Origin of the sequence: Paraliobacillus ryukyuensis, from assembly GCF_003315295.1 — a bacterium.
Lineage (GTDB): Bacteria > Bacillota > Bacilli > Bacillales > Amphibacillaceae > Paraliobacillus > Paraliobacillus ryukyuensis.
This window is the reverse complement of record NZ_QNRI01000015.1, coordinates 1-25138: the sequence shown is the minus strand read 5'-3', so window position 1 is coordinate 25138 and position 25138 is coordinate 1. Positions and strand designations below refer to the sequence as shown.

Sequence of the window (25138 nt, the reverse complement as noted above, 5' to 3'; positions counted from 1 at the left end):
TTAATAAATCTGGTTATTTCTTCTCCAACAAGATCTGCAGCAAAATTATATCCGAACCAACTTGTTACAATTTGTGCTAGTAACAATAAAGCAGGAACTAAAGTTAACCAAAACGTTTTCTTTTTCGCTCGTACTTTCCAGTTAATTTTCATATTAATCTCTCCTTTTTATTCATTGTCTTTTCTGTTGATTTCCTCTTGAAACTCTTGGGAAAAACTTTTACTGTCTCCCTCCATCTTTTTCAGCCTTTCAGCTAATCCATGAGGAACCAATACACCTACCGCAGCTAAATTTTCAATAATAGACAGGCCTTCATTTGCTATATAAAAAAGCACAGTAGCATAAGTGACTGCGCCATTAAGCATTAATATTTGATCTACTACATTTGCTAAGATAATAACCACTAAGACTAATATCTTTCTTGCATAGCCAAACAGGCTACGTCTTGACCACAATTTTTTATTTTTCCACGCCTTGAAAATACCTGTTATTACATCTAAAGCCATTAGAAGCAGCAATAAATGCAAAAATTTAACGTCACCAAACAAATATAAACGGGCTGCTTCTATGTGCTCCAAGTTAACACCACCCATTTCCATTTAATAAACCTCTCCTTCAATTGGATTCCCCCTAGTTACAAAGACTTAATTCAATAAAAAACGACAGGTATCTAACTTAACCTGTCGAATACATATAATACTGCACCATCCCTAGTAGGTGCTGGAGAGCCTGTCTGCGCAGGCTCGTTCTATTCCATTTTATTTAATTGTTTTTTCATTTTCTTAAGCTCTTCCTCAAGCCTATCTAATTTTTCATTAACACTTTCCTGCTTTTCCGGTTTTTCATCTAGTTTCGGGCTTATCTTCTTGATTTTCAACCATCTCCTCCGAATCAACTATTTTTGTAACATGTCCTTCGAAAAAAGAACCATCAATCCCTAATTTAACTGAAACAAACGTCAAAAATAGTTTGTTATCACCTGTATAACAAGGCATTGCACCTTCGTCGAGATACGTTTTTTCTAGTTCATAGATAAAATCGTTGTTACTATTAATCGTTATATATAAATCGTAAACTACCTCAAATTGTTTGTCGGTATCTAAATTAAAATAAATACCTTCGATAAAGTGTTTTTCTCCGCCTTTATATATATAGCCATCAGAAACCGCAACCTCGTTGTTCGTGGTATCTACATCTATTCCAACCATATAATTTTTATTTTTCACAATCTTGTTTTTAATCACTGAATCACCCCGGTTGATAAACAACCATCAAATTTAACGTGTAGTCTCTGTTGTCTGCTCCTGTGTTGCCAGTTACGTTTTTCAAATAAGCCCGAAAACCTGTTGCACTTATATTTTCTACACCTGCTACCATGTTTGAAGAATAAGCACCAGTAACCTGTAAAAATACCGCAAATATCTTTTCCGCTCCATTGAACGAGAAATCACCATAAGCAGATCCAGTCGTGAATGTAAAATCCCAATTGTACACATACAAAACACCGTTCGTATCCAATGTTCCGATATTTGAAGGGATATCTAATCCAGCGCTTAAAAAGCTAGATCCATTTGTTCCGATGTAATTTTTCTTAGGTGTATAAGCAAGGTCGGTATAACAGCCATAGTAGGTATCGCCGTTTTGATTGGTATCATATTTAAACATTTGCTTGTTAGCTCCATCACCAGTACCTCGATACTGCCAACCTTCTATTCCGAAACGTTCATCACTTCCACCTGGTTGTCGATTGTCTCGCCCAGATTGAATCATAGTGTTGCTCCAACTTATTTCGCTTAAAGTGTAGTTTCTTGCTTCAAAACCAGGTATTAAATCACCGGCTGTTCCGCCTTGCTCGGTCGCTTTTAACTCTGTATATCCAGCATCAGTATTATATTTTCTTGAAAATAAAATAGGATTAGCTGTAGAACCAACAGAACCAAATCCAATGCTAAGAAAATCTTTAGGTGTATTCATCGAAAAACCTTTAACAGTAGAATCAGAAGTTAATTGTGCGTCTCTTAACGTTCCTGTTTCTTCGCCAGTATCAGATTGGTAAAAACTAAGACCCTGATCATCTAGTTTATTTACTATAACGTTAGATTGATAAGATTTGAAAGAACCACTAGACAATTCAATTCTATTCCCTTGTCCATCATCTTGAATAATATCAATACCACGTAATACACCTGCTGTAATATAATCAGCTACAATACCACTACCTGTAATCGCTTGGCCAAATGTGGCTCCTCCATCATCAGAAATACCCAAACCTTCACTGTTAAGTAAAACGAGGTAATTTGGATCGTTTTTATCACGAGCGATAATACCGTTTTGAAAGATCAATTCCGTTTCAGCCGATAATAGCGCATTGGTTGCTTGGATAACAGCTGCATCCAAAGCTGTAAAAGGTAATTTTTGTTTACCTTCTAATATGTTTTGTATATTGCTAACCGCTTGCTTTAAATTAGATTGGTAACGTTTTGTGATAGATTTTGTCCCAAACGTTAATTGTAAATCAATGATTTTACCCGACCAATCTTTTGTAACAGACATATCAACCACTCTAACCTCTTCATTCAAGCCGATTCTTTCATCGATTAAAAACGTCCTGTCACCTAATCGCGGTTGAGCCAGTGTATAACCTTGCTCTCGTAAATCGTGTATATCAGCAGTAACACTTATTTTGATTGATTCATCCACCAATGTTTTTAGTTGCTCGTCCATCGTTTCCGTAGTTGTAATACGTCCATCTTTAATGGGTGGCGCTTCTCGTTTACCTAAAATATTTGCTAAAGGCGAAGTATATTCTCTGATTAATCCTGCGTTACTCTCCAAATCTTCTGCTCCGCTATCATAATCACCGTAACCTTTAGCGTAGGTGTAAAGAGCCGCAGCATCTATTTCTTGCGATATATTAGAAGCATTTAATTTATACCTGTATTGAAATTGTGTGTCACGTCCGATTTGATGTTGGATATGAACGTTTTTACCATCAATATAAAACTCTGCTCCGTAACGATTCAAGCCATCTTTAAACATTGACAGCCTTGTGCTTCCCGCGCCTAAACCTTCCCAATCTTTCGCATAAAATCCTGCTTCCACAATAGGTGTATAACCACTACCACTAAATACCATATCGAAAAAGTTTATTGCAGTGAATGACTGGTTATATACTTCATAGATATTTTGAACGGAAAAAATATCGAAAAACAAAGGAATCGCTTTAACCTGTACGTTAAGACGATTCCCTTTTCCTTGCTTCTTGCAATATATAATTTTATATTCAACATCATCATGACCAACGATAGTCCACATTTCAGCAATATCATCAATAAATAAATTATTAACCTTGCTAGATTCTATTGTTGCTGATAGTTCTTGGTTTCCGTTTAGTTCACCCTGCCAAGTAGTTGTGCATTGAAGAGCGTATTCATTCCCCTCCAAATCTATTACATACATAGCAACACCTCTTTATATAAATAACACGATTATTTCCATGTTATTTTATACTTTTTCTTTTTACGTTCAAATTCCATCATTTCTGATGAAAATTTATCTGGATTTTTCTTGTATCTTTCCAAAGCACCAATAGATGCCCCCATAAAAATCCAAGGAAAAATACCAACATAAACTTCTCTAAAGAACCAATATGCTCCCGAGAAGAAAACATAGCAAAGCAGACCGATAAAAGAAGAAACAACCATTGTTAGCAGTATAGTATCACCTTTCACCAATTTAATATTCTTCCAAAAATAAACAAGAAGAAATAAAACTAATGAATAGATTAATGTAAATCCGATACCTCCATATAATATAAAAATACTAACTGGTTCAACTTCTATAAATAAAGAATCGAACGATTGTTGCACACCTCTAGATATTCCAAATAGCCATTCCCAAGGCGTGTCCATCAAACTAAAAGCTCTCTCTATTTGAGCGATTCTATTACCACCAGAACCAATAACGTCACCAAGTGCTTGCCAACGATAAACGGCACGTTCAACAAAAAGGTTGCCTCTTTCGTAAAGCCAATAAGTTAAAATTCCTGTTAAGATTAAGACCGTTGATATTAATAATGTTGATTTTAACCACACAATTCCACTTCTACGCACATAATTATAAACAAAATAAAAAATCACAAATGAAAAAACCACAGTAAGATATCCCATACGCGCCTGCGCAGTAACAACATTGAAAAGCGTTAATATTACTCCGAGCATCGTAAAAATAAAGTTATTTTTATTAAACAACCTCATTGATAACACTAATACGAGCGTAAATGCAGCTATCCCACCAGTCGCTGTTGCAAAGTTAGCGACACCACTAATTCTTTTATACGCTCCCACGCTCCTGTTCATCACTTCCAAATGACTGTCAGAAAACGTGTATAGTTCTCGAAACAAACCGCTACCATACCAATCTAAAAATTGAAGTACACCTATTCCCATTCCAAACAATAAGATCACAACAAATGTATTCATAAATCGTTTTAAATCTATTTTGTGTTTATAAAAAATAACTATAAATGTCGCAAAATACAATAACCTAGCAATGTAGTTTGCTGATTCTGTCGGAAAATTAAATTTACCTAACAGAAGTAAAGGACTGAATACACCAGAAAATATTATTTCAGCTATTATAGCAATCCATAAAGCTATTAAATATTTAGCTATTTTAGGTATTTTTATCCAATCAAAAAGAACGAATAATAAAACAAAAACAAAAATCGGAAGAAGTGAATATTGCCAAGGAAGTGTTAAACCCAAAAAAAGGGGAGCTGGTAATATTCCTAAAAATAAAATAAAAGCGATCATTGTTTGTTTTATATTGATTTTTTTATTTAATATTTTTTCCATTTTAATCCTCCGATTTTGTTATGCTAAATAACAATTTTAAGCTAAAATAGAAGATTAATCAATCTGTTATACACTAAATTCCATATCAATAATTAAACTAGTTGGATATGTTGTACCTTGTTCTAGCAACACAGCGCCAGTTTGTGTTATGCGTATGATAGCTGTGTCACCAGTAGATACATCCCCAGATACCCGCCTAATACTTTCCCCCGACCTATAAAAACCGCTAGGAAGCTGAAAAATTATATCATCGGTTGCAGCCGAACCATCAACAACACCCTTTATTTCGACAACGTTACCATTGATTCTATACGAAGACGGCGATGCCTGTGGGGTACTGCTTTGAGACCATCCGTTTGCAAATGTTATAGAAACCCATTGATTTAAAGGTAAAGTGATTTCTTCTTTTGTAAAAGGATTGTAAATCATACTTGTGTTATTATTCAGTCCATTAAAGCTATTAATATATTCAATGTTATAACTTCCGTTTTGTGTTAATATATCATACGCTATATCATTTGCTATAATAGTTTCAATGGTCGATGGTTTATATATAAAATATTCCATATCGCTTGTTGTGCTGCTATAATCGATGCGGTTTCCTAAACTTGTTACATGCTTTAGCGTTTCTGTTCCTTGCACGAAACGCCTAAAACCATTGGTAAAAATAGTATTACTAATTTGAGTTACGCTACCAAAACCATAAGCGACAAATGCTTCGCTATAAGTTCCTGTGATTCCGCTTGGTGGCGTTGAAGATGGATAGTTTTCAAAATAGCTTCCAGATAAATATAAATGTGCGTAGTTACCAGATGTTGCGCTGAAAGCCTTCGATACTACTTTTTCAATGGAACCTCCTATAAAAGATACTGGTCCACTACCTCCATTCACATTAACAAAATTTTCAACATCCATTACTTTACAATTTAAGAAAGTTATATTATTAGCGTTAAATTGATTAAACGCTGTTTTGAGATACCTAAATTCGCAATCAACAAACTTGTGATAATAACCACCATCCCAATCAAACAACACATCAAAACCTGTGAAGTAGCAGTCAACAGCTTCAATACTTCCTTGTGATGTGATGGCTGTTGAACCTTCCGTTAAAACATCAGTATCATTCTCGAAATCATAACCGGAAATTTGTAAATTACTCAACTTTACATTTCTTACGTTCAACAATTCTAGCATGGAAGAATTGCCGCCGCGCCACAACAAGATAGTGTTATATTTTCCTTCACCGATTATTTGAATATCGGAACCACCGAAACTCTGAGATATGGTTGAATCTAAAATATAAACGCCAGCAGGTATTTTTATTGTCTTATTTTCAACATATGCATCTGTTAATATTGATGAAAATTGAGTGTTGTTAGTATTGGTTTTTGTGTTATCTGCATTGTATTTGTTACCAAATATTAAAGCAGACTCACTTTCAATGTTTTCCAAATCAAAATTATTCTCGTTAATCGCTCTTACCAAATTTGATTTATCATCTGTTTCCAATAAATCAAGGTCACCAATATCAGCAACGGTTTCACTTTTTTCTATATCAAGCCTTTGTTTTAATGTGTCGTGATTGGTTCCATCTTCTTCTACTCTAGCTTGTGCCAGTTCATCCAAAGAACCACCAGAAGCCATGTTGTTCAATTGATTTTGTAAACTAGTAAAATTATTTTCAATTTTATCTAAGTTGTTGTTTTGCTTCGTTCGTTCATCTCTATTCCAATCGGTTCCCCAATCTTCTAAGTTTACAACCATGAAATCACCCCTTTATAAGTAATAAAATCGGAAATCAAAAGCTACTTTAGCACTGGTTGCGCCTGTCACAACAAATTCGTTCCAACCGGGAACCAACGTAATGTACTGTTTGTTTGTCTTGCGCAAAAAAGCTAAGCTGTTGCTTGTGATGGCGGGACCATCTAAAGCAATAACTTGACTATTATTTACCGCTTCATTAACGCGAAAAGCGTCTCCTGTTGTTGTGTTTTCTAGTTGCAGATAGGAGGTAGAACCGATCACGTTATCTATTGTTATTTTTAATTCTTGCTCGAACGGATGTAGGACATCAATGTTGCTAGGATTATATATACTGAATGTTGTACCGGTATGTGTGTATGTTTCTGCTCCTTCTTCGGACGATAATCCCATACCAAAACCCCATATTTCCTCATTCGAATCAATTCCGTTAGCTTGTATATCTTGTGATGTTCCGATTGATTCTGCGTATGGTGAATCATAGTTTTCAACACTAAATCTAACACTACTAGTATTAAAATTAGCTCGTTCAGGTATAAATAAATCCAACGCTGTTACTTTATATCTTTTTCCTTGTTGGTAGTTTTCGACAACATAAAAGTATGCATCATTAAAAAAATCATACGTTTCATCTCTCAATAATCTATAATCTTTACTATCATCAGATATTAAAAGAACTTCCAATTCGATATTACGATAATCATCTTCTACTCCGTTTGTGATAAATCCATTTTTTCCTTCAACGGTGGTGGTTTCCCTTCTTTTTCTTATTTTCGAAATATAGATGTCGAGAGGATGTAAACCGCTGGGAAAAGTTTTTAATTTCATATTTTTATCGTATACTTTGAACATTTACATCCTCCTAACCCATATAATTTGTTTTATCCGCTACAGCGTTAAAATTATTTACTGCTGTAGCTACGGTATCTTCTCCGATTTGTACAACGGTGGTTTGTCCGTTTTGCATATATTTAGCAATGCTTTGCAATACAGATAGTAATTCATTGTCATTTACATTAATTTGTGATGCATTAGTGTTTGCGTTTGGTTGATTGTTATTTTCATAACTCAAATCATACTTAGGCATTTTAGGTATAGACATTTCACCTAATTTTTGACCGGCTTTGGCAACATTTCTTCCCATCGATAAAATACCTAATTCTAGACCTTCTCCAGTAAATTCACCGATTTCTCTAAAAACACGAGATGGTGAGTGTATACCTAATAAGTTTTTTGCTCCTTCAATAGCATCAGAAGCAACACCTTTAACACTGTCAACTAAACTTCCTGCCATGCTTGTTAGTCCATCTTTCAAACCTTCGATGATATTTATGCCTATTTCCGCCCAATCAACATCGCCAAAGGCATCAAATATAGCTGTTACGATCTTAGGTATAGCGCTAATAATATCTGGTATAGCATCAATCAAACCTTCAATTAACGCAAAAATAAGATCAACACCCGCGGCGATGATCTTAGGTAAATTGGCGATTAATTCTCCGACTAACTCAATAATTAATCTTAGTGCTGCGCTTATTAGCTCTGGCAACATATCGATGATACCATCAATTAATGCATCTAAAAGCTTAACGCCAGCATCGAGAATCAATGGCAAATTATCAAATAACACAGTCAAAATATTTTCTATAAGCATGATCGCCGTATCAATCAATGTCGGTAAAATCTTAATGATACCGTCTATTAATGAATTTAATAAACTAATTCCCGCTTGAATGATTAACGGTAAATTTTGTGTGATTGTTGTTACTAAATTAGTCAGTAGCGTTAATACCGCTTCCGCTAGTAAAGGTAAGTTGTTAATAATACCTTGAATAATCGCGTTTAATATCGTTATACCTTGTTGCAATAAAATAGGTAACGATTCTAAGATAACCGTTACCATGTTTGTTATTACTTGTGATATACCTTCTACTAATAAAGGTATTGCACTTATCAATCCTTGAATTAAAGATTGTAATAATGTTACACCCAAAGTAATTAATTGGGGTAAAAACGTTTGTATGTTTAAAGCCTGTTGTTGCATTAATTGTGACCAAGTCTCGAATAGCATAGGCACATTATTCGTTATACCTTGAATAATATTTTCAAGCATTTCCATACCCATTTCCATCAAACGCGGAAGGTTTTTAATAATACCTTGAGCTAAATTACCGACTATATTAGCTCCATCACTTAAAAGTTTGCCTAAAAACGCTTGTAATCCATCACCGACATTATCAAAACTTTTTATTAGTTCCACATTTTGATTAACCCAGTCAATGATTGTAGTTAAAAATTCTTTAGCGTTAGTCACTAGTGGTGTAAGTGTTGTCGCTAATTCAGCAGATGAAGATGTCAATTCTTGCTGAGCCTTCATGCTTTCATATAATTCTGGATTAGTTTCTTTGTATTTATCTAAAGTTTCTTGCAAGCCCAAACTAGATAACTGTTGCATAGCGTAGTTTGTTGCGGTTCCATTTGCTTGTGCTTGCGCTAAACCTGCATTAAATGTATCTAAATCTACATTACTACGCTCTAATAATTCAGCAAATTGTCCTACAGCCGAACCGGTTGACAAGGTTTCTTGCAAACCATCAGCGATACCTTCTGTTTTTAATGTATCAGAAAACTTGATAGCAGCACCGTTAATTTCTTCGATTGCTTGTGCTATCTGGTTATCACTCAAATCAGTAGCAAACAAGTTCGATACCGTTTCAACCGCTGAATCAGTTTCGCCGGTTATAGAAGCTATTTGATTAGCAAAATCTTCTGCTTGTTTTGGATCGAAACCTCTAGTGATCGCGTTCGTTTCCAATCGTCCGATTAAACGATTGTATTCTTCCATACCTTGAACAAAACCGCCAATAGCAGCAGAACCAGCAGCGCCTAAAACACTTGCTCGTTTTGCAACCTTTTTAAAAGATGAACCTAAATCTTTTGCCGCTTTATCCGCCTTATCAGTTTCCTGTTTTAACTCACGCATATCACTTTCTGACTTTTTTATTGATTTTGTTTTACCTACATCAGAAAGTTGTTTTTTAAACTTTTGTAGTTCTCTTTCTGTGAATTGAACCTCACGTTGAAACGCTCTATACTGCTCTTCGCCAATTTCTCCGCTTTGAAATTGTCTTGCTACTTGTTTTTCAGCGTTTCTTAATTGATTTAATTTTTGAGATGTATTTTCTACTTGGTCGCCTAGTAATCTCTGTTTTTGCGCTAACGCTTCTGTATTTCCTGGATCAAATTTTAATAAGCGTTCAACGTCACGTAACTCTGAGTTAAGTGATCGCGAACGCTTATTAACATCACGCAATGCTCTATCTAGACCCTGCGTTTCTCCATCAAGTTCTATCGTTATACCTTGAATCCTTTTGGCCATTGCCTCACCTCTTTTCTTAAAAAAGGTACTAAAAAAGCACCCTATTCGGATGCTTTTCTCTCTTGCTTTTCTATTCTCTTTTCTTCTTTTTTCTTGGCTTTTTGTTCTAAATCGTGTTGATATTCAACTTGTTTCATCATTCTTTTGTCAGCTTTGTAATCTGATACGATACCCCAAGCATAAATAATACCCGGAACCCAAACACATATAGTTAATAGTAGTGCTATGAACGATTGAAAAGGCTTTTTACACATTAAAACAGCAACAGGTGGGAAAACGATTGCCCAAAACCTCATAAAAAATACCTCCTATATCATTTGGTTTCAATATACAGGATTTACTAAAATGTATCAAAGTCTTTTTGGGAAGCTTTTCTCGTTTTCTTCTTCTTCGGATCTTTCTGTTCGATATATTCGTTCATATAATCCAAGCACATACCTACAGTCATATACTCGATGTCATCCCAATCCAAGCCAACCTGTTTGCACATAAATAAAAAAGAATCGGTTGTGATTGGCTCTCCACTCGATTCTTCACTACTTTTTATTTTTTTTTAGTTGTTTGTAAGTTTTTCATAATTAAATCTTGTACTTGAGGGAAAATGTCCATCAACGGAAATTCCTCGAATTGATCAAGCCATTCTAATGGTTCTGGAATGCTTTTATCAGCAGTCTTAGCCATAGACCATAGAATGTTATAAAACAAGTCAAAATCCATCAAACGAAACAATTCTTGCACTTGTTCAGTGTCTGCTTCGTCAACATCTTTCAAATTAATTTTAGAAAGTGGGATTAATTTTGTTAAATCAGCAAAAAAATCATGGCCAAACTGTGCTTTATATCGCAATGGTGTTGCTGCTGTTGTTTTAAAAGTTACCTGTTTACCATCTATCGTTAATGTTTTTTCCATGCTATACCTCCTACGATACCGTTACATCGGATGTGTCTGTAAATGTTCCATCTTCTGTAGTTACGGTTATTGTGGCTGTTCCTGCCGCAATACCTTCGACTAGACCACCACTTGTAACGGTTGCTACTGTATCATCAGATGTTGTATACGTTACATCTTGGTTAGTTGCATTGATTGGCTCAATAGTAGTTGCTAATTGTTGATAATCACCAACCGCTAAGCTGAACGTTGCAGGTTCTAACGTAACGCCTGTTACCGATACTGGTGTATTAGTGTAAACAGATTGGAACCAACCATTGTATACCGCGTCTGGTGTTTCAAACGTTGTACTTGTCTTAACAATTGGGCGTCCGTTCATCACGACAGGAGAAGCGCTATAACTTAATTCTGTGGTGGACACTTCCGTAGAATCTGTCTTAGTTGATGAGCTAATGGACGGACGTTGTGCATTGCAATTATACATAACGTGTCTGCGTGCTTTTGAATCGTTCTCAAATTGGAACATTAACGCAAAAGCTTGTGTTTGAACGTCAGCATATTCGCTCATAACCTTGTCCGTACCGTCTAATTCCTCTTTTAAAATATCTTGTCTAAATGCATCTGGTAATCTACTGATCGTCAACGTACCTTCATAACCTTGGTTATTATCAGCTTGATAATATTTCATATTGTCTGCATAAAATACGATAGGATCTCCTAGTGCTTCGTTAGTCATTTCCACCCCGCCAGGGATCGGCTTAGGATTACCAAATGATATAGTTCCGTCTGTATTAACGGTATATGGTGCATAGTGAACGTTCTTTAAACCGAACTGTACTTTTTCTTCCGCCATTCTAAATCACTCCTATTGAATAAATTAGTTGAAACATTTGTTCTGATTCGATATATACATGTCCGACCACCTCAAAAGGCAGTTCGTTATCATTAAATGCTGTTTCTACGGCTTGTTCTGCCGCAATATCTTTCTTGTTTGTGTATAGTTCTACAGTTGGATTCCTCACAGAATGATAGACTTTGTTGTCTGCAATAAAATTGCTTGTTTCATCGTCGAGATAAATCAAATAAGGTGGATTAGGCGCAGGATTAACATCGGTATTTTCAAAATGGCTATGCGCTACTGGTAGACCGGTAGATTCAAGCACATTTATAAACTCTAGTAATGTCATCCTCTTATCGCCCTTTCTACTCGATGCTCAAATTCTCTGATAGCATCTTTTTCAACTGGCGCTATATGTGGTTGGCCACTCACACGACCACCACCACGTTTAGCGTGACCGTCTTCTAGTAAATGTGTTAACTGGTAATTTGTCTTGTTGTATATAACCCAAGCGCTACCAACCTTTTTGGCGCGCCACCCCTTCGCATAATCACCTGTATCTTTAGGACTTGTCCGTTTTAACGTCTTAGCACCGTCTTTAGATACGTCTTTTTTAGCTTCTTCTAGTTCTTCTTTCACTTCTGTTGTATATTGCGTTAATGCATTGCTAATTTCTTTACTTAAATCAATCATGAACCAACATCCTTTTCGCATGTTAGCTGTATTTTTTCACCACGTTCGTCTACATCTGTGATGTTGTAAACGACAGTTTCATGTTTTAATTTTGATTGGCCATTATACTCAAATGTGTATATCTCAAAACGTTTAGAAGGCTTTAATCCATGATTAGCAGCTTCGTATCGCTCTGATGTGGTCACACGCATTTGATTAGCATAAACCTTGCGTTCTTCCGTTGTTGTAATAGGGTTTTTATACTCATCGTAAGTTACTGACTGCGACATAAGATAAATCACATCGTTATACCGCATCAGTACCACTCCTATAATCACCATAAAGACTTAGATGTTGTTTCAACATGACGTAAGCATCATGGAAACGATCTGCTTCTGGATTATCATAGCCAAAATTAGCTTTAGCATAGGTTTTAATGGCTCGTTTAATAATGGCATCAGGTTCAGTTTGATTTATGATTGTTTCATCAACACCTGCTTGAATTAAGTCAATCTTAGCTGAATCGATTAACTCCTGGACTTCACCAACAATACCGGGATCATCAGTTGTTAATCTTAATGCCGCCTTTACTTCGTCTAATAGTGGCATTATTCATCACCCATAGCCTTTTCAGCTTCTTTTTTCCCTTTCACCTTGTCACCATTCGGCAACTCATAATAACCACCACCAACATGTTTTGGATATTCACTTTTATCTTCTTTGGGTGGTTGCTTACTCTTTTCCGTTAGAAAACCTTTTTCAATTAAAAAAGCGATCCTGCCCTCATCGGAATGAGAGTAGGTATCGCCTTTAGAATAAGGTTTACGGTTATCTGTTTTGTCGTAGAATGCTCTAATCACTTTGTTAGGCATCTAAAAACCTCCTTATACTGCTGTAGCTTTGTTTAATACAACAAGAGAATTTTTATCTACTACTTTACCGTCAACTAGCATTACTGCTTTCGTTACTTGATCATCTGTTTCATTATCTTCGTAACGTTTTACACCCATTTGATAGTTAGTGTTTAGGATGTAATCAGAGTAGTTGAATAGGAAAGCGAAAGGTGTTCCATCTGCAAGCGAATCAGCAAAGCTATCAATATAGTTGCAAAGCACAACTTGACGTCCTAATAAACTACGTTCCGGTCGACCATTAATACCATAATTAACACGAGCGATTGGCTGACCTTGTGAATCAGTCATACCGATAAATGACATGAAAGTCTTTTTGGTCATAGTCCATACTGCACCAGATTCATATTCAAGTGGTAACGCTGATTCTGCATCAACTAACGTCTGATAAGATATAGCAGATACGTCTAACGCTTGGTCTGTTGCAGGTGTTTCGTTCAAAATACCAGTAGGTTTACCAACCCCATCACCACTAACAATAGATTGTTCAATAGCTTTCGTCATTGCTTCTACAACGTTTTGTACGAACGTAGATTCAAAAGCAGACAGAGCCATAGTGTCAACTTCAAGGGACATAGCAACCGCGCAACGTAATTTGTGGTATGCGAATGTAATACTTCCTGTAGTTTTCTTCTGTTTATCACTTCCTGCACCTTCCGCAACCCAAGTGGCAGTTGGTTTAACACTAGAAGTTGGAATAGTTAAACCACCTCGGTATGATGTACGCGTTACAAGTGGTAAAATCATTCCTGTTGCTTCTAATTTTTCAACAATACGGTTTAATACTGTCTCTGGAATAACAGAACCAACATCGGTTGTATAAGTGATTTCATCTGCGCGCAATTCAGCAGGAATAGCTTCACCGCGGACAACGTGATTCATAAATGCTTTACGGTATTCGATGGAATCAGTACCAGCTTCGCGATTTTCATTTTTTGGCTGTGCATTAAACGTTTCAATAGATCGTGTTTGTGTATTACCTTCTTCGATCTCTTTCGTTTCATTCAATAAACGTTGACGCGTTTCAATATCTTTCTGTTCACCGTTAAGATCACGCAGTTCTTGGTCTAATTCTTCAAGATTTGCTTTTGCCGCTTTATCATCATCTTCTAAAATAGAGCGAATTTCAGATTTTCTTTCTTTAATCACTTCTAAGCGACCTTTTTCAGCGAAATGCTGAATGTTTAAACGTAATAAGTTTTGGTTTTCTTGTTTTCTCTGAACTGCTTTTAACAACTGTTTTGATTTATTCATGTTATCAATCTCCTTTAAATTAAAGTTTGTAATATTAGTTTTTTTCGTCTTTCTTCGTGTTCTCTTTGTTCTTCGTGTTGCTTCAAAGGGTCATAACCTCTAGCGCTAACCTCGCTGTCTGGATAAGCAGGAAAAGCGACTGCTGAAACCTCTAACAACTTAGCTTTGGTTACGGTTCGCAATGGTAAATCATCGTCTGGTTCTTCTAAATCATGGCTGATCATTTTAAAACCAAAACTTACACCATCAACATCACCACGTTTGATAGATGTATAAGTGTCTCTACCTAATGTGGTATCTGGTAAATCCAATTCAAACCGCAATCCTGTTGCATCTTCCATCAAACGTAACGTATTGTTTTTGGTTCTACCTAACACTTGTGTCGTGTCATGAGACCATAAAAAACGCTGATCATCATCTTGCAATGATTCAGCGAATGCACCCATTTGAAATTGTTCTCTAAATTTACGAAAGAAGCCTAATACATGCGATTTTTTTTGCCATTTCACCGCGTATCCAGATAACGTTTTATTGCCGTCGTCATCTTCTCGAATTTCAATTTTCTCCGTCAGTATTTCCCGCGTTTCCGTTTTGTCCATTGTTATCACCCCCTTCAACCGGCGCAGTATCTAACCTTCTGACAGGAACTTCTCCACCTTCAATAGGAGAAAGATTAAGTATTTTCCTCCACTCATTTGGTGTCATTGCTCCACGATCTACCATCCTTTCAAGTCCTAGCTTGGTACTCATAGATGCGTACTGTAGACTGATAGATTCAAACACAATTTTGTTTCCGAACCCTCGCTCACGTCTTGAAAAAATCTTTCGTGTGTATTCTCCTGCTAATTGCATGGCTACAGGCTCGATAACCGATTCGTAATACGCATTCCATTCATCTTCTGTGTATTTACTTTGAACAATAGCCTTATTGGTATTGAAAAAGTCGTATAATCTGTCTGTTACGTTCTTCATTTGTTCTTCGTTTGGTACATAGGTTTTAGGGTCAACTTGAATGGCATCGGCTTTCGCATCTACCGCAGCCGCCCCTATTGATTTACTTTCAGAAGATAGGAAATCACTCACAAACCTCTCTGTTGCTTCCGTTATATCTTCCGGTCTCAATGACTGATTAAATTTAAGCAACCATCTGATGACGTTCGAATTTTTAATTGCCTTGATCATACCTTGATCAATCGTTGATACAACTTCCATTAAAGGAACTAGTGCATCTTGTGGACTATCGCCAAACAAATTATGTTTATTGAAGTCCTGTCTCAAGTGAATAACATCTACATAAGGAACCACCATTTTGTTGCCATCTTCAAAATAAAAACGTAAATACATATCACCTAATGGCCCTTCCAACATTTCCGCTTCCGCTGCAGGAATTGGATATATTTCTGTTGGCATCAATGTACTTTCATCACGTTTGATTAAAGCGAAAGCGTTGTTGTTCAATTCAAGCTGAACAGCTAATTTTTCTTGCAGCATTTGAGCGCTCATTAATGGATTAGGATCTGATAAAACCATTTTAATATTGGCATCTGGACTATCTGTAAAACCGTTTTGATTATCTCTAATATGCTTAGCCATTAACTTTCCGATTGCTCTTGCTTTTGGTCTTATACACGCCCTCACGATGTCGCTTTTGTATACAGTACCGTTCCACGAATAAAAACCGCCACCTAAGTCATTGATCAACTTATAATTAGTGACGGTTTTAGTAGTATTAGCTTTTTTCCCAAACATCCAATTAACTAGACCCGAGTTCATTAACCCAATCTGAATCACCCCCTTAAATTACATTGATATAATCTTGGTTCTTGTCCTGGAACACGACATATGCGTTCAGCATAGCCGCTGTGCCATCAATGCGCCTGCGCTGTTGTTTCCCTTTTGATGGTTGAATGTTGTCGTTTTTATCAACATCAACACTTGTGTTAGACAAACACCACTTTGTAATTTGATTGTTGTTGTAATTGATACGTTTTGCTTCTAAATCGGCTCCAAGTGATTTCATAGGGCCCGACAATGTCTTTTTACCTTGAATAACAGGTATCATTGCATCTTTTCCGAAATTATTTTGCATTTCTTCAACAAAATAAACAGCAGACCAACTATCGTAACCAATCCAAGGAAGAAAAATATCGTATTCTTGCTGCATTTCCAAAAACCAATCGACCACAAATTTGTAATGGACTTTATTACCTGGTGTTGTTCGCAATAAATCTTGTTCTTTCCACAAATCGTATGGAACCTTATCTTCTGCAACTCGTTTTTCTAATAAATCTTCCGGCAACCAATACATGTGTTTAAAATAAACCGTTTCATCGTTCGGTACTTGGAATAATACACAAGCTGCGGTTAAGTCAGTTGTTTGTGATAAATCGACACCCCCTATTCCATAACGTGGTTTTAATTCACCTATATTGAAATTGCTTTGATTGTCTAATTGTTCAAACGTTAGCCATGCTTCTGAAGTAGTTTCACGTATATTAAAATCCTTTGTCAGTAAGTTCTTAACCAACAAAGGATTCGCTTTTGCTTTATTTACTTTTCTTTCTAATTCACCTTTATTTTTGATTGTGCCAAGACCAGGATTAGCTTTTTGCCAAGATTCTGGATCAACCCATTCTTCTCTTTTATCTAATTCATAGATGATTGGAAGAACATTTTCGTCTTTGTAACCGTTTGGATCATTGTAACCATTAATGATCTTTTCAGCTTCATCATACTTGAGATCGAATATACCTTCTCTAACTGTTCCTGCTGTCGTTGTGATAATGGATAATGGTTGTTCCCTTGCGGTCATCCCATCGACAATTACATCATATAAGTTCTTGTCCTCAATAGCATGTAATTCATCAATAAGCGAGCAATGTACGTTTAATCCATCTAGTGTGTTAGAATCGCTCGACAATGGTCTGAATGATCCGTCGTTAAAATCTGAAAGTAATTCAGCAACCAAAGAACGTATTCTCTTACGTAAGATTGGTGATTTTTTCACCATTCTTTTCGATTCTAGCCACACAATCTTAGCTTGATCTTTTTTGGTAGCAGCACTAACCACCTCGGGACCAGGTTCTCCATCAGCCATTAACATATATAAAGCAACAGCCGAACCCCAAGCAGACTTACCATTTTTTCGAGCAACAATAAGAATAAATTCGCGGTACTTTCTTGTTCCTTCCGTTTTATGAACGAAACCAAATAAAGCTGCAGTCATAGCTTTTTGCCACAACTCCAACTTGAATGGTTTACCACCCAATTTACCTTTCGAATGTTTACAGAACTTCTCGATAAAATCTATCGCATGATTTGCTCTTTCTTCTGAATATTCATAAATGGATTCGTTATTTTCTAGATCATTGACTAGCTTTTTATAAACACGTTTTATTTTGTCGTTAACAACGATATTCCCTTTACTGATTTCCTGCCAATATTTTTTAATTGGATTCATCGTGTATTCACAAACTTGTCGAATCCGTCATCTTCCTCAACAGGAACTTCTTTAGGTAATAAATTAAATAGTTCCTTACAGGTCGTGTTATATCGTTGTATCATCGTGTTATACGTCTTTACAGAAGGACTTTCACGCATGATCGAGTAATCGCCTTGTGGCATTTCGTCAATTGCGCCATTCTCGTTGATGTCTTTTTTCAAATCTTCTAACGTAACACGCATGAATGCAGCTTCATTGATCAAACCTTCTGCAATGTCTTGTTTATCTTGGGATAAATCTTCTAATATGCGTTTAAGTCTTTCGATCTCTTTATTAATCCGTTTATCTTTTTCCGAAAGTTTCTTTCTCGGCATAAATATCACCTCTCTTTTTGGGGTGGGGGTCTTGCGAAAATGACCTGCGTATTACACGAAACTCTACTCCTCGGTCTCCTTATAACCACCCATAATTATTTTTTTGGGGGGCTATGAGTACCATCTACTAAACTCAATGTTGAATACTTCTAACGATTTACCGGATAAATAAACAGGATCATTAGCACCACTCGTAATTCCCACCAATACATCACGCAATAACTTATCTTGTTCAACGTGTGCTTTTTCGTCATCACCTTCATCAGCTAAGCTTCTAACCTTATCAAGTCTCTTGTTTAATTGTTCTTTTGTTCTGATTGGACTAGCCATTATATTCATTCACCCCACCTTAATCAAATTACCATCACTATCAAACGCAAATCCCTTTCTTGTAGGACTATACTTGTAATGGTGTTCTTCGTTGTGGCAGTCTTGGCAAAGCAATTCTAAATTACTGTGGTTTAATGTTATATCTGGATTGTTAATATTCTGCGGTGTAATGTACTTGATGTGATGCACAATTTTCCCTGTCTTAGAACATCGCTCGCACAAACCAAACTTAGATCGTATATATGATGCTCTGCATTGTTGCCATGCTTTGGATTTATAAAAACGTTTAGCGTATTCTTTAGCTATGATTATCACCTTCTCTGTTCACTCCATCATCACAGAGCAGGAACTTAATCCTAATCATTTGCGCTCTGTAATCATAGAACGAAAAAAGACACTCGTAAGAGTGCCTCTATATTTTAAAGACCGAAGGTCTTACTAACTATGCAACATGTAGTGTGGTTTATATCCCTTTCCCTTTCATAAAAACTACGCTGTTATGGCATTTTTACGGCAAGATAATTTTTCTTTCGCTCTTTCTAAATAACTTTGTACTGTGCTGATCGCAACACCTAACTCGTTTGATATATCTTTATAACTCCATAAGTACGCTTCTCGAAATATAAACGCCTGTCTTTCTCTTGGCGATAAATCTCTTAACGCATCATAAACCAGTTGTTTTTCATCTTCTGTCAGTTCTCTTTCTGTCGGTTTAATCTGCAACGACGGAAACAGATCCATATCATCCATAGAATTAACTTGATAGATTGAGTTCTTTTCAATCCCTCTTATCTTCCCCGGCTCCTTACCGCTCTTTAACCAATCAATTACAAAAGACATTTCAGAGAGCATACTATTGATGTGAGTTTTATCGCTGTTGTCTAAATCGGAATTACCTAGTTCATTGCTCATACCTTTTAAGACTTTACGTCCATCTTCATACTGTAAGATTAATATATCTGCCCAATTATTCATTCCAACCAGCCCCAATCTCAAAAAGTTGTTGTGCATATCTGCTCTTTTTCACTGGCTTTGGCGGCAACTTCATCTTGTCTTTTCGATCTGGACTAAGTATCATCTTAAATGCAAATCTATCAAAATCACTGTTTCTTAATGCTTTCGCTTGTTTCGTATCGGCGATAATCCGTTCTTCCATTTCCTCAATACTCAAATTTTGCCCCAAATATGGATAGTAATCTCTCGTTTCAAACCTCATAACCATTACCCCCTAGTTAGTAATAAAAAGGACACAAACAGCCTGTTAAGCTATCTGTGTCCGTCGGTTTTTCCGTAAGGACTTATTTAATTTCCTTTTCTGCTAAAGCAACAATGTTGTTTAACCTTCCGTAAAGTAACTGGTTTTTGTGTTCGAGATGGTGACAATAAGCTCGATAATCATCAATTGCTTTGATTATTTCTTTAACTAATTTTCTAAGTGAAGCATTATTTAAATCGGACAGCGTTTCAGCTAATTCATCTTCTGATATATTCATCAAATCATCGTAATTCGGAGTAATACTGTTAGACATTTTCATAAGACCTCCTTAATTCTTATAATCTATAATTTTTTAAATTACTTCTTGCCCATCTACCCGTATTCGATCGTTACGTTCAACATCAAGCACTTGTCCATTCTTCCAAATAATCGTGTCTTGTCCATGTTGTTTTGGTTCAACTCTAGTAACTTGTCCGTTTTTGATAATAAGTAAGCCATCCTCGCTCAAATCAACACTAGCCTTCATGTTCATTCCCCCTAGAAGTAAAATAAAGTAACAATAAACCCCGCTAAACTTGCTAAAAACATAGCCAACATTTTATTGCTCAATTCTTTGTTCCTCTCTGCCAAAGCACCTAAAAACGATATAACAATAAAAATTATTAGAATGATCTGAAATGCGACTGTCATCAAAAAACCACCTTCCCATGCTTCTTCGTAAATATATTTTCCTGCTTAATCTGTTCTTTTTTAGTACCTTGCTCATATACGGTAAATACGATTAACTGATCACGTTCGGTATTAACTGCTTTGTGTTCTGTGGTTCTGCGTATCACTTCACACCCCTCCTAAACACTCATTTTCCATAGAATCTTATCGAATTCCTCTTGCGTCATGTTGTGTGGTTGAAATCTTTCCAATACTTCATCGAATGGTCGTATCCAATCCCTTAATATTTCTTCACCATCTTCTCTGCTCTTAACGTTGCCAGTAGCATTATTTAAGTATGATTCTCTCGTCATGTTGTAATGTGTTGGACAATCAACAATGGTTGAAAATCTGCAATACAGTCCATTTGGTTGCTTTGCTATGAATCCTCCCATCACTTAACACCCTCCAATACCTTAATTTCCACTTCAACCCTCGGATTCTCGCTATAATACTTCGATACACGTAAATCGACTATCTGACTATCATCTTTGTAAATCATACCGTTCAATGCATCTTCAATCCCTTTTGCTATGTTTGAACAATCTGGCTTTGTCGTCGGTCTGTGTATTTCGTCAATAGATGCCTTTCTAAGCTTTTTCGTCATGCTTTTAGGTATTTGTCTATAAATCTTTAAACGCATGCTTATTTGCCCTTCTATTTGCTTCACAGGTACATGTTGGCTAGCAACTAACTTAATGTATTGTTTATAGTTTTTACTTTTGCTAGGATCATATAGTACGGTTTTACCGTATTTTGTTTTTCCTGCCCGGGGTCTTCCCTGCGCCACAGGCTCCCCGGGTATTGTAAATTTAATCATCTAACAACCACCGACACGATAAACGCAATAGCTGATAATGCACCGAGAAACGATATACCTGTAATCAAAAGCTGATAAATACGCTCTTTTTTATCTCGTCTCTGAATTTCTTGTCTTAGATTGCTATTTTCGTATTCTAGCTTGTAATTCTTGTTTGCTGTGTTTGATGTCATCAATATTCCCTCCTAATACGCATTCTCTTGTCGTTCATGATTTATTTTGTTTTTAGAGAAGTAAGCTTCTTCTATTTGTTCTTCTGTGAAGCCTAGCATTGCTCCTAAACCGTTGAAATATTCGGCCAGTTCTAACCAATCATATTCATCCAACCAGTCAAGGCTAGATAAACCATATAATATTTTGAATCCAGATAATATTCCGCCGTTTATATCAACAGTTGTTCTTATATCTGTAATATCAATTTCAATTACTTTTTGCACTTCTAAATCATTACCAATACTCAAAATAAAGTGTAAGCAGTCTACGTATTCTTCTAGTAATGGGTTTCTAACTCCACTCACACCGGAACAATCACATTCATCACAATCAATGTATTCGTGCTTTTTTCTATCATTTTCGGCATCTTCTTGAATTGCATCATGATTTAAGTCGCCAGTACCATCACAATATGTGCATTTTACTTCTTCCTCAACGTTTGGCTTCGGAGCCACTTTCCAAAACTTAAACCCTCGCCACTCATTCGCCAATTCTCCTAACTCTACTTGCAAAGCAAGAATCTTTTTATCTAGCAAATCCTGTCCTTGTAATCCTTTTTCTTCGATGATGTGATTATCTAATTCAGCTTGTGCTTTGAATAATTGTTCCCAGTTCATTGTTTATCCTCCAAATCATCGAAAATATCGCCTATTTTATATGGGTTTATTTCAGTTCCGTTTGAAAGGTGTTCAAGCACGCATTCCGCAATTTTATCGATAGCTTCCTCATACCGCTTGTTTTGTTGTTCTAATTCTTCTACAGCGCGATACTTCTCTGTAAGATCTTCACCCAATTGTTTAATATGCTTCAAATTGTTTTTCTCGTGTTTATCTAACTTCTGCTTTTCTTCTGCTTGCTGTATAAAACACTCAACATGATTAACAGGCATTAATACATGCGGTAAAAAATTAGCACTTTTAGTTTTTGTAATTCTGACTTCACGCTTTGCTGTTGCGATGATATTCTTGATTCGTTCTTGATCCGTCATTCCACCACTCCTAAAAATATTTTGTGCTAGGCTTCATAGATTCACCCCGTCCTTTTTCGTCGATATAGGTAAGGTCGTTTTAGCTTTCTCTTTCTAGCTTGATCAAATAGACAAATAAATATCTCGTCTGGATCACGATTCATTCTTTCGGCGATTTCAAATTCATCTTTTCCGCTCTCCCACATTTTTACGATCATCTTTGTATGACTTCTAATGGAAGCTAGTTCTAAATCTTCAAGGTAATAATCAACCGGCTCTCCGTTTGCTTCAAGAAACGGTACATGTGTGCTTCTTGTGTTCAACAGATTCAACCTCCTTCACAAATCCCATTCTCCTGCATAGTTCTGGATACTTTTCAAATACTGAACGTGTATCGCCGTTTGGTCGTGGTGGGAAGTAGATCATGCTATTCATTTTCTATATCAATCCCTACTGTTTTTAATGCTGCGTCACAAATCGCTAATGATGGTGTTTTTCCATCTCCGTAACATCGTTTATAAGTTAATTTTCCTAAGTTGAACATCCATGATTTTCTCTCTTCTTTCCAAACAAGTGATTTTCTATCCCAATCTGTTAACTTCTCTACAACCGACCAAGCATCTTCTATTCGTGTTGAATAGTTTGGTATTCTTCTTGTATGTCCATCTTCATTCAACAATATCATTGGCTTATCTTCTTTTCTCTTGTTGTTCGGGTAATGGTCATTCCACATTACAACTTCATGATTAAATATCTTCTCCGCAACCAACCGATCTATTTCTCTATTCATCTAATCCCTCCGGCTTACACATTCTAGTTGCTAATATTTTCATATCAGCAATATTAACCCCGATTGAATGCGCTAACTCTCCAAACTTACCTGCATATAATCCGATTTCTTTATTGAGATCTTGATTCTTATTTTCGAGATATTCTACACGATCGATAAGTTGTTCGATCATCACTAATTCCTCCGGCATAATATCTGGGTAATTTCCTTCTGATAGAATCGTTTTCCACGTACTAATAATTCCTTTTAATTCTTCCATCCTTACCCCTCCTAAAAGTCTTTAAATTGCCTATTTTCGTTTTAATTCGCTCATTATTGTTAAGTAATCAGATTCAAATGTCATTGATCCTGGTGGTTCATATTCTCCTGCGTTCCATACTTCCAAGAATCCTTCCCGATCATCACAATAAGCGCCAAAGAAAGGGTCTTGTTCCATTTCCCAAATGAATTCTCTCCACTTGTCATCATCTTCCTGTTTCCAACTAAGAAGTACATATCCATCACCATAGCCTGTAAAACTTTCTGTTACGACAACTTCTAGTCCATCTACAGACTGCATCGCCTTTTTAAATCGGGTAATCTCTTCTGGTGATGCATCACCATCAAAATTATTTCTCGCCTGTTCCTCCGTCATATCCTTTGTATTTACTTTGGCATTCCATAATGTGATATTCATATCCATCCTCCTAAAATTGTTTAATTAACTCCACGTTCTATGCTTTTCTGCAATCCATTCCGCTCCGTCGTAATCCTCAATTACGTACTCAACATCATCTGGAATCTCTACTATTTTTAATGATGAAACCCTTGTGTTTGCTTTCTCCCCTAATTCTTCGATAACTTTAACCAAGTCTTCGTCGTTACGTTCAATTTCCGGTGAATATAAATGGTCAAAGAGTGGGCTTTGATGGCTAGTGACAACCTCATCACCAAAGTCTTTAGTAGTTGTATAAGCAAATATCACATTATTATCATCTACTTCATTAGCTGTCTTTTTTGAGGCTAGTTCTGTTGTAAAATCTTGTACGTAGTGATATAAATTTTCTATCCCTTTTAGCTTCGCATAGAATTCGATTGCTTTTCCGGATAAATAAAAACCTCCGAATTTTTTATTGATTACAACTTTCATTTTTATCCATCCTCCTAAAATTGTTTCCTGCGGTAGTCGTTACCGTTTAATTTGATCGGTTGTGTGTTCTCCATAATCCGCGAGAAGTTACGTTCTCCAACCCAATCTGATAATTCCTTGCTGTTTAAATTAGTTGTGTAAATCGTCGCTTTTCCTGCTCGATCATCAATAATTTCAAAAAGCTTTGCGGTAGTCCATTGCGTTCTTTGTTCTGCTCCAATATCATCAATCACTAGCAAGTCCACATTTTTCATAGCAGCCATTAACTGATCTTCAGTAGGACCTTCATTGTTGTAGGTGTCTTTAATCTTGGTTAGCAATTTCGGAAAACTAATAAACACGCACGTTTTACCTTTTTCCATCAATGCTTTAGTGATTGATACAGATAAATGACTTTTTCCTGTTCCGTAAGTACCACTGAAAAGTAGGTTTCCAACACCATTAAAGTTATTGGCATATTCAGTAGCTATTTGTTTAGCGTTGTGCTGATCTTGATTAGTAGGTTCATAGCTTTCAAATGTTGCATTGACCAATGATTTATTTAACAGACTATGACCATCGAAGTGTTTAAGCATTTTTTCTAGCCTTAA

At 36.2% G+C, this 25138-nt stretch carries 39 protein-coding genes and 2 pseudogenes; all 41 read right to left on the bottom strand.

Annotated features, from left to right (window positions below):
- On the bottom strand, positions 1 to 152 hold a 152-nt coding region (locus DES48_RS14920; RefSeq protein ID WP_245911492.1), incomplete at its 3' end, for a phage holin.
- Positions 153 to 167: 15 nt separating this feature from the next.
- The gene (locus tag DES48_RS14915) at positions 168 to 593 is read right to left on the bottom strand and encodes a phage holin family protein (protein ID WP_425451899.1); all 426 of its coding nucleotides are present in this window, start codon (positions 591 to 593) and stop codon (positions 168 to 170) included.
- 249 nt (positions 594 to 842) lie between these two features.
- Positions 843 to 1244, bottom strand: coding sequence for a hypothetical protein (locus DES48_RS14910; protein WP_113870109.1), 402 nt, complete (start codon positions 1242 to 1244; stop codon positions 843 to 845).
- Between the two features lie 4 nt (positions 1245 to 1248).
- Positions 1249 to 3459: a phage tail protein gene (locus DES48_RS14905; protein ID WP_113870108.1), complete on the bottom strand. Its 2211-nt coding sequence runs from the start codon at positions 3457 to 3459 to the stop codon at positions 1249 to 1251.
- Positions 3460 to 3488: 29 nt separating this feature from the next.
- Positions 3489 to 4856, bottom strand: coding sequence for a hypothetical protein (locus DES48_RS14900; protein ID WP_113870107.1), 1368 nt, complete (start codon positions 4854 to 4856; stop codon positions 3489 to 3491).
- A 66-nt stretch (positions 4857 to 4922) separates the two neighbouring features.
- Positions 4923 to 6620, bottom strand: a complete 1698-nt coding sequence (locus DES48_RS14895) for a hypothetical protein (RefSeq protein WP_113870106.1) — start codon at positions 6618 to 6620, stop codon at positions 4923 to 4925.
- 12 nt (positions 6621 to 6632) lie between these two features.
- The gene (locus tag DES48_RS14890) at positions 6633 to 7469 is read right to left on the bottom strand and encodes a phage tail domain-containing protein (RefSeq protein WP_113870105.1); all 837 of its coding nucleotides are present in this window, start codon (positions 7467 to 7469) and stop codon (positions 6633 to 6635) included.
- A gap of 10 nt (positions 7470 to 7479) precedes the next feature.
- Positions 7480 to 9996 (bottom strand): phage tail tape measure protein, encoded by a 2517-nt coding sequence (locus tag DES48_RS14885; RefSeq protein ID WP_113870104.1) that lies wholly within the window; start codon positions 9994 to 9996, stop codon positions 7480 to 7482.
- Between the two features lie 41 nt (positions 9997 to 10037).
- Positions 10038 to 10292 carry a YqaE/Pmp3 family membrane protein gene (locus DES48_RS14880; RefSeq protein WP_113870103.1) on the bottom strand — a complete coding sequence of 85 codons (255 nt, stop codon included), beginning with the start codon at positions 10290 to 10292 and terminating at the stop codon, positions 10038 to 10040.
- Positions 10293 to 10539: 247 nt separating this feature from the next.
- Positions 10540 to 10905 (bottom strand): hypothetical protein, encoded by a 366-nt coding sequence (locus tag DES48_RS14875; RefSeq protein WP_113870102.1) that lies wholly within the window; start codon positions 10903 to 10905, stop codon positions 10540 to 10542.
- 10 nt (positions 10906 to 10915) lie between these two features.
- Positions 10916 to 11149 (bottom strand): annotated as a pseudogene (locus DES48_RS16315) (Ig-like domain-containing protein); the annotation flags it as partial.
- 3 nt (positions 11150 to 11152) lie between these two features.
- A pseudogene (locus tag DES48_RS14870) lies at positions 11153 to 11737 on the bottom strand (major tail protein); the annotation flags it as partial.
- Position 11738: 1 nt separating this feature from the next.
- Positions 11739 to 12071: a hypothetical protein gene (locus DES48_RS14865; protein ID WP_113870100.1), complete on the bottom strand. Its 333-nt coding sequence runs from the start codon at positions 12069 to 12071 to the stop codon at positions 11739 to 11741.
- Positions 12068 to 12415 carry an HK97 gp10 family phage protein gene (locus DES48_RS14860; protein WP_113870099.1) on the bottom strand — a complete coding sequence of 116 codons (348 nt, stop codon included), beginning with the start codon at positions 12413 to 12415 and terminating at the stop codon, positions 12068 to 12070. The genes DES48_RS14865 and DES48_RS14860 overlap by 4 nt, the downstream gene beginning before the upstream one ends.
- The gene (locus DES48_RS14855) at positions 12412 to 12711 is read right to left on the bottom strand and encodes a phage head closure protein (protein WP_170126241.1); all 300 of its coding nucleotides are present in this window, start codon (positions 12709 to 12711) and stop codon (positions 12412 to 12414) included. The genes DES48_RS14860 and DES48_RS14855 overlap by 4 nt, the downstream gene beginning before the upstream one ends.
- Positions 12701 to 13003: a head-tail connector protein gene (locus tag DES48_RS14850; RefSeq protein ID WP_113870097.1), complete on the bottom strand. Its 303-nt coding sequence runs from the start codon at positions 13001 to 13003 to the stop codon at positions 12701 to 12703. The genes DES48_RS14855 and DES48_RS14850 overlap by 11 nt, the downstream gene beginning before the upstream one ends.
- Positions 13003 to 13266 (bottom strand): hypothetical protein, encoded by a 264-nt coding sequence (locus DES48_RS14845; protein WP_113870096.1) that lies wholly within the window; start codon positions 13264 to 13266, stop codon positions 13003 to 13005. The genes DES48_RS14850 and DES48_RS14845 overlap by 1 nt, the downstream gene beginning before the upstream one ends.
- Positions 13267 to 13278: 12 nt before the next feature.
- The gene (locus DES48_RS14840) at positions 13279 to 14559 is read right to left on the bottom strand and encodes a phage major capsid protein (RefSeq protein ID WP_113870095.1); all 1281 of its coding nucleotides are present in this window, start codon (positions 14557 to 14559) and stop codon (positions 13279 to 13281) included.
- A 14-nt stretch (positions 14560 to 14573) separates the two neighbouring features.
- On the bottom strand, positions 14574 to 15158 hold the full coding sequence (locus DES48_RS14835) for an HK97 family phage prohead protease (RefSeq protein WP_113870094.1): 585 nt from the start codon (positions 15156 to 15158) through the stop codon (positions 14574 to 14576).
- Positions 15115 to 16332, bottom strand: a complete 1218-nt coding sequence (locus tag DES48_RS14830) for a phage portal protein (RefSeq protein WP_245911490.1) — start codon at positions 16330 to 16332, stop codon at positions 15115 to 15117. The genes DES48_RS14835 and DES48_RS14830 overlap by 44 nt, the downstream gene beginning before the upstream one ends.
- A 22-nt stretch (positions 16333 to 16354) precedes the next feature.
- Positions 16355 to 18043: a terminase large subunit gene (locus tag DES48_RS14825; RefSeq protein WP_425451898.1), complete on the bottom strand. Its 1689-nt coding sequence runs from the start codon at positions 18041 to 18043 to the stop codon at positions 16355 to 16357.
- Positions 18016 to 18375, bottom strand: a complete 360-nt coding sequence (locus tag DES48_RS14820) for a hypothetical protein (protein WP_113870092.1) — start codon at positions 18373 to 18375, stop codon at positions 18016 to 18018. The genes DES48_RS14825 and DES48_RS14820 overlap by 28 nt, the downstream gene beginning before the upstream one ends.
- A gap of 111 nt (positions 18376 to 18486) precedes the next feature.
- Positions 18487 to 18714 (bottom strand): hypothetical protein, encoded by a 228-nt coding sequence (locus tag DES48_RS14815; protein WP_245911489.1) that lies wholly within the window; start codon positions 18712 to 18714, stop codon positions 18487 to 18489.
- Entirely contained in the window at positions 18715 to 19011 is a 297-nt protein-coding gene (locus DES48_RS14810; RefSeq protein ID WP_113870111.1) for an HNH endonuclease, read from the bottom strand.
- Positions 19012 to 19194: 183 nt separating this feature from the next.
- The gene (locus DES48_RS14805; RefSeq protein ID WP_170126240.1) at positions 19195 to 19680 is read right to left on the bottom strand and encodes a sigma-70 family RNA polymerase sigma factor; all 486 of its coding nucleotides are present in this window, start codon (positions 19678 to 19680) and stop codon (positions 19195 to 19197) included.
- Complete coding sequence (locus DES48_RS14800) at positions 19673 to 19921, bottom strand: hypothetical protein (protein ID WP_113870090.1); 249 nt, start codon at positions 19919 to 19921, stop codon at positions 19673 to 19675. Before DES48_RS14800 ends, DES48_RS14805 begins: the two co-directional genes overlap by 8 nt.
- 82 nt (positions 19922 to 20003) lie before the next feature.
- Positions 20004 to 20234 (bottom strand): hypothetical protein, encoded by a 231-nt coding sequence (locus DES48_RS14795; RefSeq protein ID WP_113870089.1) that lies wholly within the window; start codon positions 20232 to 20234, stop codon positions 20004 to 20006.
- Positions 20235 to 20273: 39 nt separating this feature from the next.
- Positions 20274 to 20447, bottom strand: a complete 174-nt coding sequence (locus DES48_RS16015) for a hypothetical protein (RefSeq protein ID WP_170126239.1) — start codon at positions 20445 to 20447, stop codon at positions 20274 to 20276.
- Between the two features lie 11 nt (positions 20448 to 20458).
- The gene (locus DES48_RS16010; RefSeq protein ID WP_170126238.1) at positions 20459 to 20611 is read right to left on the bottom strand and encodes a hypothetical protein; all 153 of its coding nucleotides are present in this window, start codon (positions 20609 to 20611) and stop codon (positions 20459 to 20461) included.
- The gene (locus tag DES48_RS16005; protein ID WP_170126237.1) at positions 20611 to 20757 is read right to left on the bottom strand and encodes a hypothetical protein; all 147 of its coding nucleotides are present in this window, start codon (positions 20755 to 20757) and stop codon (positions 20611 to 20613) included. Before DES48_RS16005 ends, DES48_RS16010 begins: the two co-directional genes overlap by 1 nt.
- 12 nt (positions 20758 to 20769) lie before the next feature.
- Entirely contained in the window at positions 20770 to 21024 is a 255-nt protein-coding gene (locus tag DES48_RS14790) for a hypothetical protein (protein ID WP_113870088.1), read from the bottom strand.
- A complete protein-coding gene (locus tag DES48_RS14785; protein WP_113870087.1) occupies positions 21024 to 21449 on the bottom strand; it encodes a RusA family crossover junction endodeoxyribonuclease in 426 nt (141 codons plus the stop codon). Before DES48_RS14785 ends, DES48_RS14790 begins: the two co-directional genes overlap by 1 nt.
- The gene (locus tag DES48_RS16000) at positions 21446 to 21622 is read right to left on the bottom strand and encodes a hypothetical protein (RefSeq protein WP_170126236.1); all 177 of its coding nucleotides are present in this window, start codon (positions 21620 to 21622) and stop codon (positions 21446 to 21448) included. The genes DES48_RS14785 and DES48_RS16000 overlap by 4 nt, the downstream gene beginning before the upstream one ends.
- A 12-nt stretch (positions 21623 to 21634) precedes the next feature.
- On the bottom strand, positions 21635 to 22279 hold the full coding sequence (locus tag DES48_RS14780; RefSeq protein ID WP_113870086.1) for a dUTP diphosphatase: 645 nt from the start codon (positions 22277 to 22279) through the stop codon (positions 21635 to 21637).
- Complete coding sequence (locus tag DES48_RS14775) at positions 22276 to 22650, bottom strand: hypothetical protein (RefSeq protein ID WP_113870085.1); 375 nt, start codon at positions 22648 to 22650, stop codon at positions 22276 to 22278. The genes DES48_RS14780 and DES48_RS14775 overlap by 4 nt, the downstream gene beginning before the upstream one ends.
- Positions 22651 to 22691: 41 nt before the next feature.
- On the bottom strand, positions 22692 to 22952 hold the full coding sequence (locus tag DES48_RS14770; protein WP_113870084.1) for a hypothetical protein: 261 nt from the start codon (positions 22950 to 22952) through the stop codon (positions 22692 to 22694).
- Between the two features lie 104 nt (positions 22953 to 23056).
- On the bottom strand, positions 23057 to 23419 hold the full coding sequence (locus DES48_RS14765; RefSeq protein WP_113870083.1) for a BC1872 family protein: 363 nt from the start codon (positions 23417 to 23419) through the stop codon (positions 23057 to 23059).
- A complete protein-coding gene (locus tag DES48_RS14760; RefSeq protein ID WP_113870082.1) occupies positions 23412 to 23678 on the bottom strand; it encodes a hypothetical protein in 267 nt (88 codons plus the stop codon). The genes DES48_RS14765 and DES48_RS14760 overlap by 8 nt, the downstream gene beginning before the upstream one ends.
- A 30-nt stretch (positions 23679 to 23708) precedes the next feature.
- Positions 23709 to 24095 carry a hypothetical protein gene (locus tag DES48_RS14755; protein ID WP_113870081.1) on the bottom strand — a complete coding sequence of 129 codons (387 nt, stop codon included), beginning with the start codon at positions 24093 to 24095 and terminating at the stop codon, positions 23709 to 23711.
- A 24-nt stretch (positions 24096 to 24119) separates the two neighbouring features.
- Entirely contained in the window at positions 24120 to 24548 is a 429-nt protein-coding gene (locus DES48_RS14750; protein ID WP_113870080.1) for a hypothetical protein, read from the bottom strand.
- Between the two features lie 14 nt (positions 24549 to 24562).
- On the bottom strand, positions 24563 to 25138 hold a 576-nt coding region (locus DES48_RS14745), incomplete at its 5' end, for an ATP-binding protein (RefSeq protein ID WP_113870079.1).

Coding starts and splice junctions, on each gene's coding strand:
- DES48_RS14880 (WP_113870103.1), bottom strand. CDS start 10,292: ATGAGGTTTTGGGCAATCGTTTTCCCACCTGTTGCTGTTTTAATGTGT.
- DES48_RS14840 (WP_113870095.1), bottom strand. CDS start 14,559: ATGAATAAATCAAAACAGTTGTTAAAAGCAGTTCAGAGAAAACAAGAA.
- DES48_RS14885 (WP_113870104.1), bottom strand. CDS start 9,996: ATGGCCAAAAGGATTCAAGGTATAACGATAGAACTTGATGGAGAAACG.
- DES48_RS14890 (WP_113870105.1), bottom strand. CDS start 7,469: ATGTTCAAAGTATACGATAAAAATATGAAATTAAAAACTTTTCCCAGC.
- DES48_RS14795 (WP_113870089.1), bottom strand. CDS start 20,234: ATGTCTAACAGTATTACTCCGAATTACGATGATTTGATGAATATATCA.
- DES48_RS14765 (WP_113870083.1), bottom strand. CDS start 23,419: ATGAATAGAGAAATAGATCGGTTGGTTGCGGAGAAGATATTTAATCAT.
- DES48_RS14780 (WP_113870086.1), bottom strand. CDS start 22,279: ATGAACTGGGAACAATTATTCAAAGCACAAGCTGAATTAGATAATCAC.
- DES48_RS14915 (WP_425451899.1), bottom strand. CDS start 593: ATGGGTGGTGTTAACTTGGAGCACATAGAAGCAGCCCGTTTATATTTG.
- DES48_RS16015 (WP_170126239.1), bottom strand. CDS start 20,447: ATGAAGGCTAGTGTTGATTTGAGCGAGGATGGCTTACTTATTATCAAA.
- DES48_RS14845 (WP_113870096.1), bottom strand. CDS start 13,266: ATGCCTAACAAAGTGATTAGAGCATTCTACGACAAAACAGATAACCGT.
- DES48_RS14860 (WP_113870099.1), bottom strand. CDS start 12,415: ATGATTGATTTAAGTAAAGAAATTAGCAATGCATTAACGCAATATACA.
- DES48_RS14830 (WP_245911490.1), bottom strand. CDS start 16,332: ATGAACTCGGGTCTAGTTAATTGGATGTTTGGGAAAAAAGCTAATACT.
- DES48_RS14900 (WP_113870107.1), bottom strand. CDS start 4,856: ATGGAAAAAATATTAAATAAAAAAATCAATATAAAACAAACAATGATC.
- DES48_RS14790 (WP_113870088.1), bottom strand. CDS start 21,024: ATGGGAGGATTCATAGCAAAGCAACCAAATGGACTGTATTGCAGATTT.
- DES48_RS16010 (WP_170126238.1), bottom strand. CDS start 20,611: ATGACAGTCGCATTTCAGATCATTCTAATAATTTTTATTGTTATATCG.
- DES48_RS14875 (WP_113870102.1), bottom strand. CDS start 10,905: ATGGAAAAAACATTAACGATAGATGGTAAACAGGTAACTTTTAAAACA.
- DES48_RS14800 (WP_113870090.1), bottom strand. CDS start 19,921: ATGAGGTTTGAAACGAGAGATTACTATCCATATTTGGGGCAAAATTTG.
- DES48_RS14855 (WP_170126241.1), bottom strand. CDS start 12,711: ATGCGGTATAACGATGTGATTTATCTTATGTCGCAGTCAGTAACTTAC.
- DES48_RS14815 (WP_245911489.1), bottom strand. CDS start 18,714: ATGAATATAATGGCTAGTCCAATCAGAACAAAAGAACAATTAAACAAG.
- DES48_RS14865 (WP_113870100.1), bottom strand. CDS start 12,071: ATGACATTACTAGAGTTTATAAATGTGCTTGAATCTACCGGTCTACCA.
- DES48_RS14850 (WP_113870097.1), bottom strand. CDS start 13,003: ATGCCACTATTAGACGAAGTAAAGGCGGCATTAAGATTAACAACTGAT.
- DES48_RS14895 (WP_113870106.1), bottom strand. CDS start 6,620: ATGGTTGTAAACTTAGAAGATTGGGGAACCGATTGGAATAGAGATGAA.
- DES48_RS14785 (WP_113870087.1), bottom strand. CDS start 21,449: ATGATTAAATTTACAATACCCGGGGAGCCTGTGGCGCAGGGAAGACCC.
- DES48_RS14905 (WP_113870108.1), bottom strand. CDS start 3,459: ATGTATGTAATAGATTTGGAGGGGAATGAATACGCTCTTCAATGCACA.
- DES48_RS14820 (WP_113870092.1), bottom strand. CDS start 18,375: ATGCCGAGAAAGAAACTTTCGGAAAAAGATAAACGGATTAATAAAGAG.
- DES48_RS14835 (WP_113870094.1), bottom strand. CDS start 15,158: ATGGACAAAACGGAAACGCGGGAAATACTGACGGAGAAAATTGAAATT.
- DES48_RS14805 (WP_170126240.1), bottom strand. CDS start 19,680: ATGAATAATTGGGCAGATATATTAATCTTACAGTATGAAGATGGACGT.
- DES48_RS16000 (WP_170126236.1), bottom strand. CDS start 21,622: ATGACATCAAACACAGCAAACAAGAATTACAAGCTAGAATACGAAAAT.
- DES48_RS14760 (WP_113870082.1), bottom strand. CDS start 23,678: ATGGAAGAATTAAAAGGAATTATTAGTACGTGGAAAACGATTCTATCA.
- DES48_RS14750 (WP_113870080.1), bottom strand. CDS start 24,548: ATGAAAGTTGTAATCAATAAAAAATTCGGAGGTTTTTATTTATCCGGA.
- DES48_RS14755 (WP_113870081.1), bottom strand. CDS start 24,095: ATGAATATCACATTATGGAATGCCAAAGTAAATACAAAGGATATGACG.
- DES48_RS14775 (WP_113870085.1), bottom strand. CDS start 22,650: ATGACGGATCAAGAACGAATCAAGAATATCATCGCAACAGCAAAGCGT.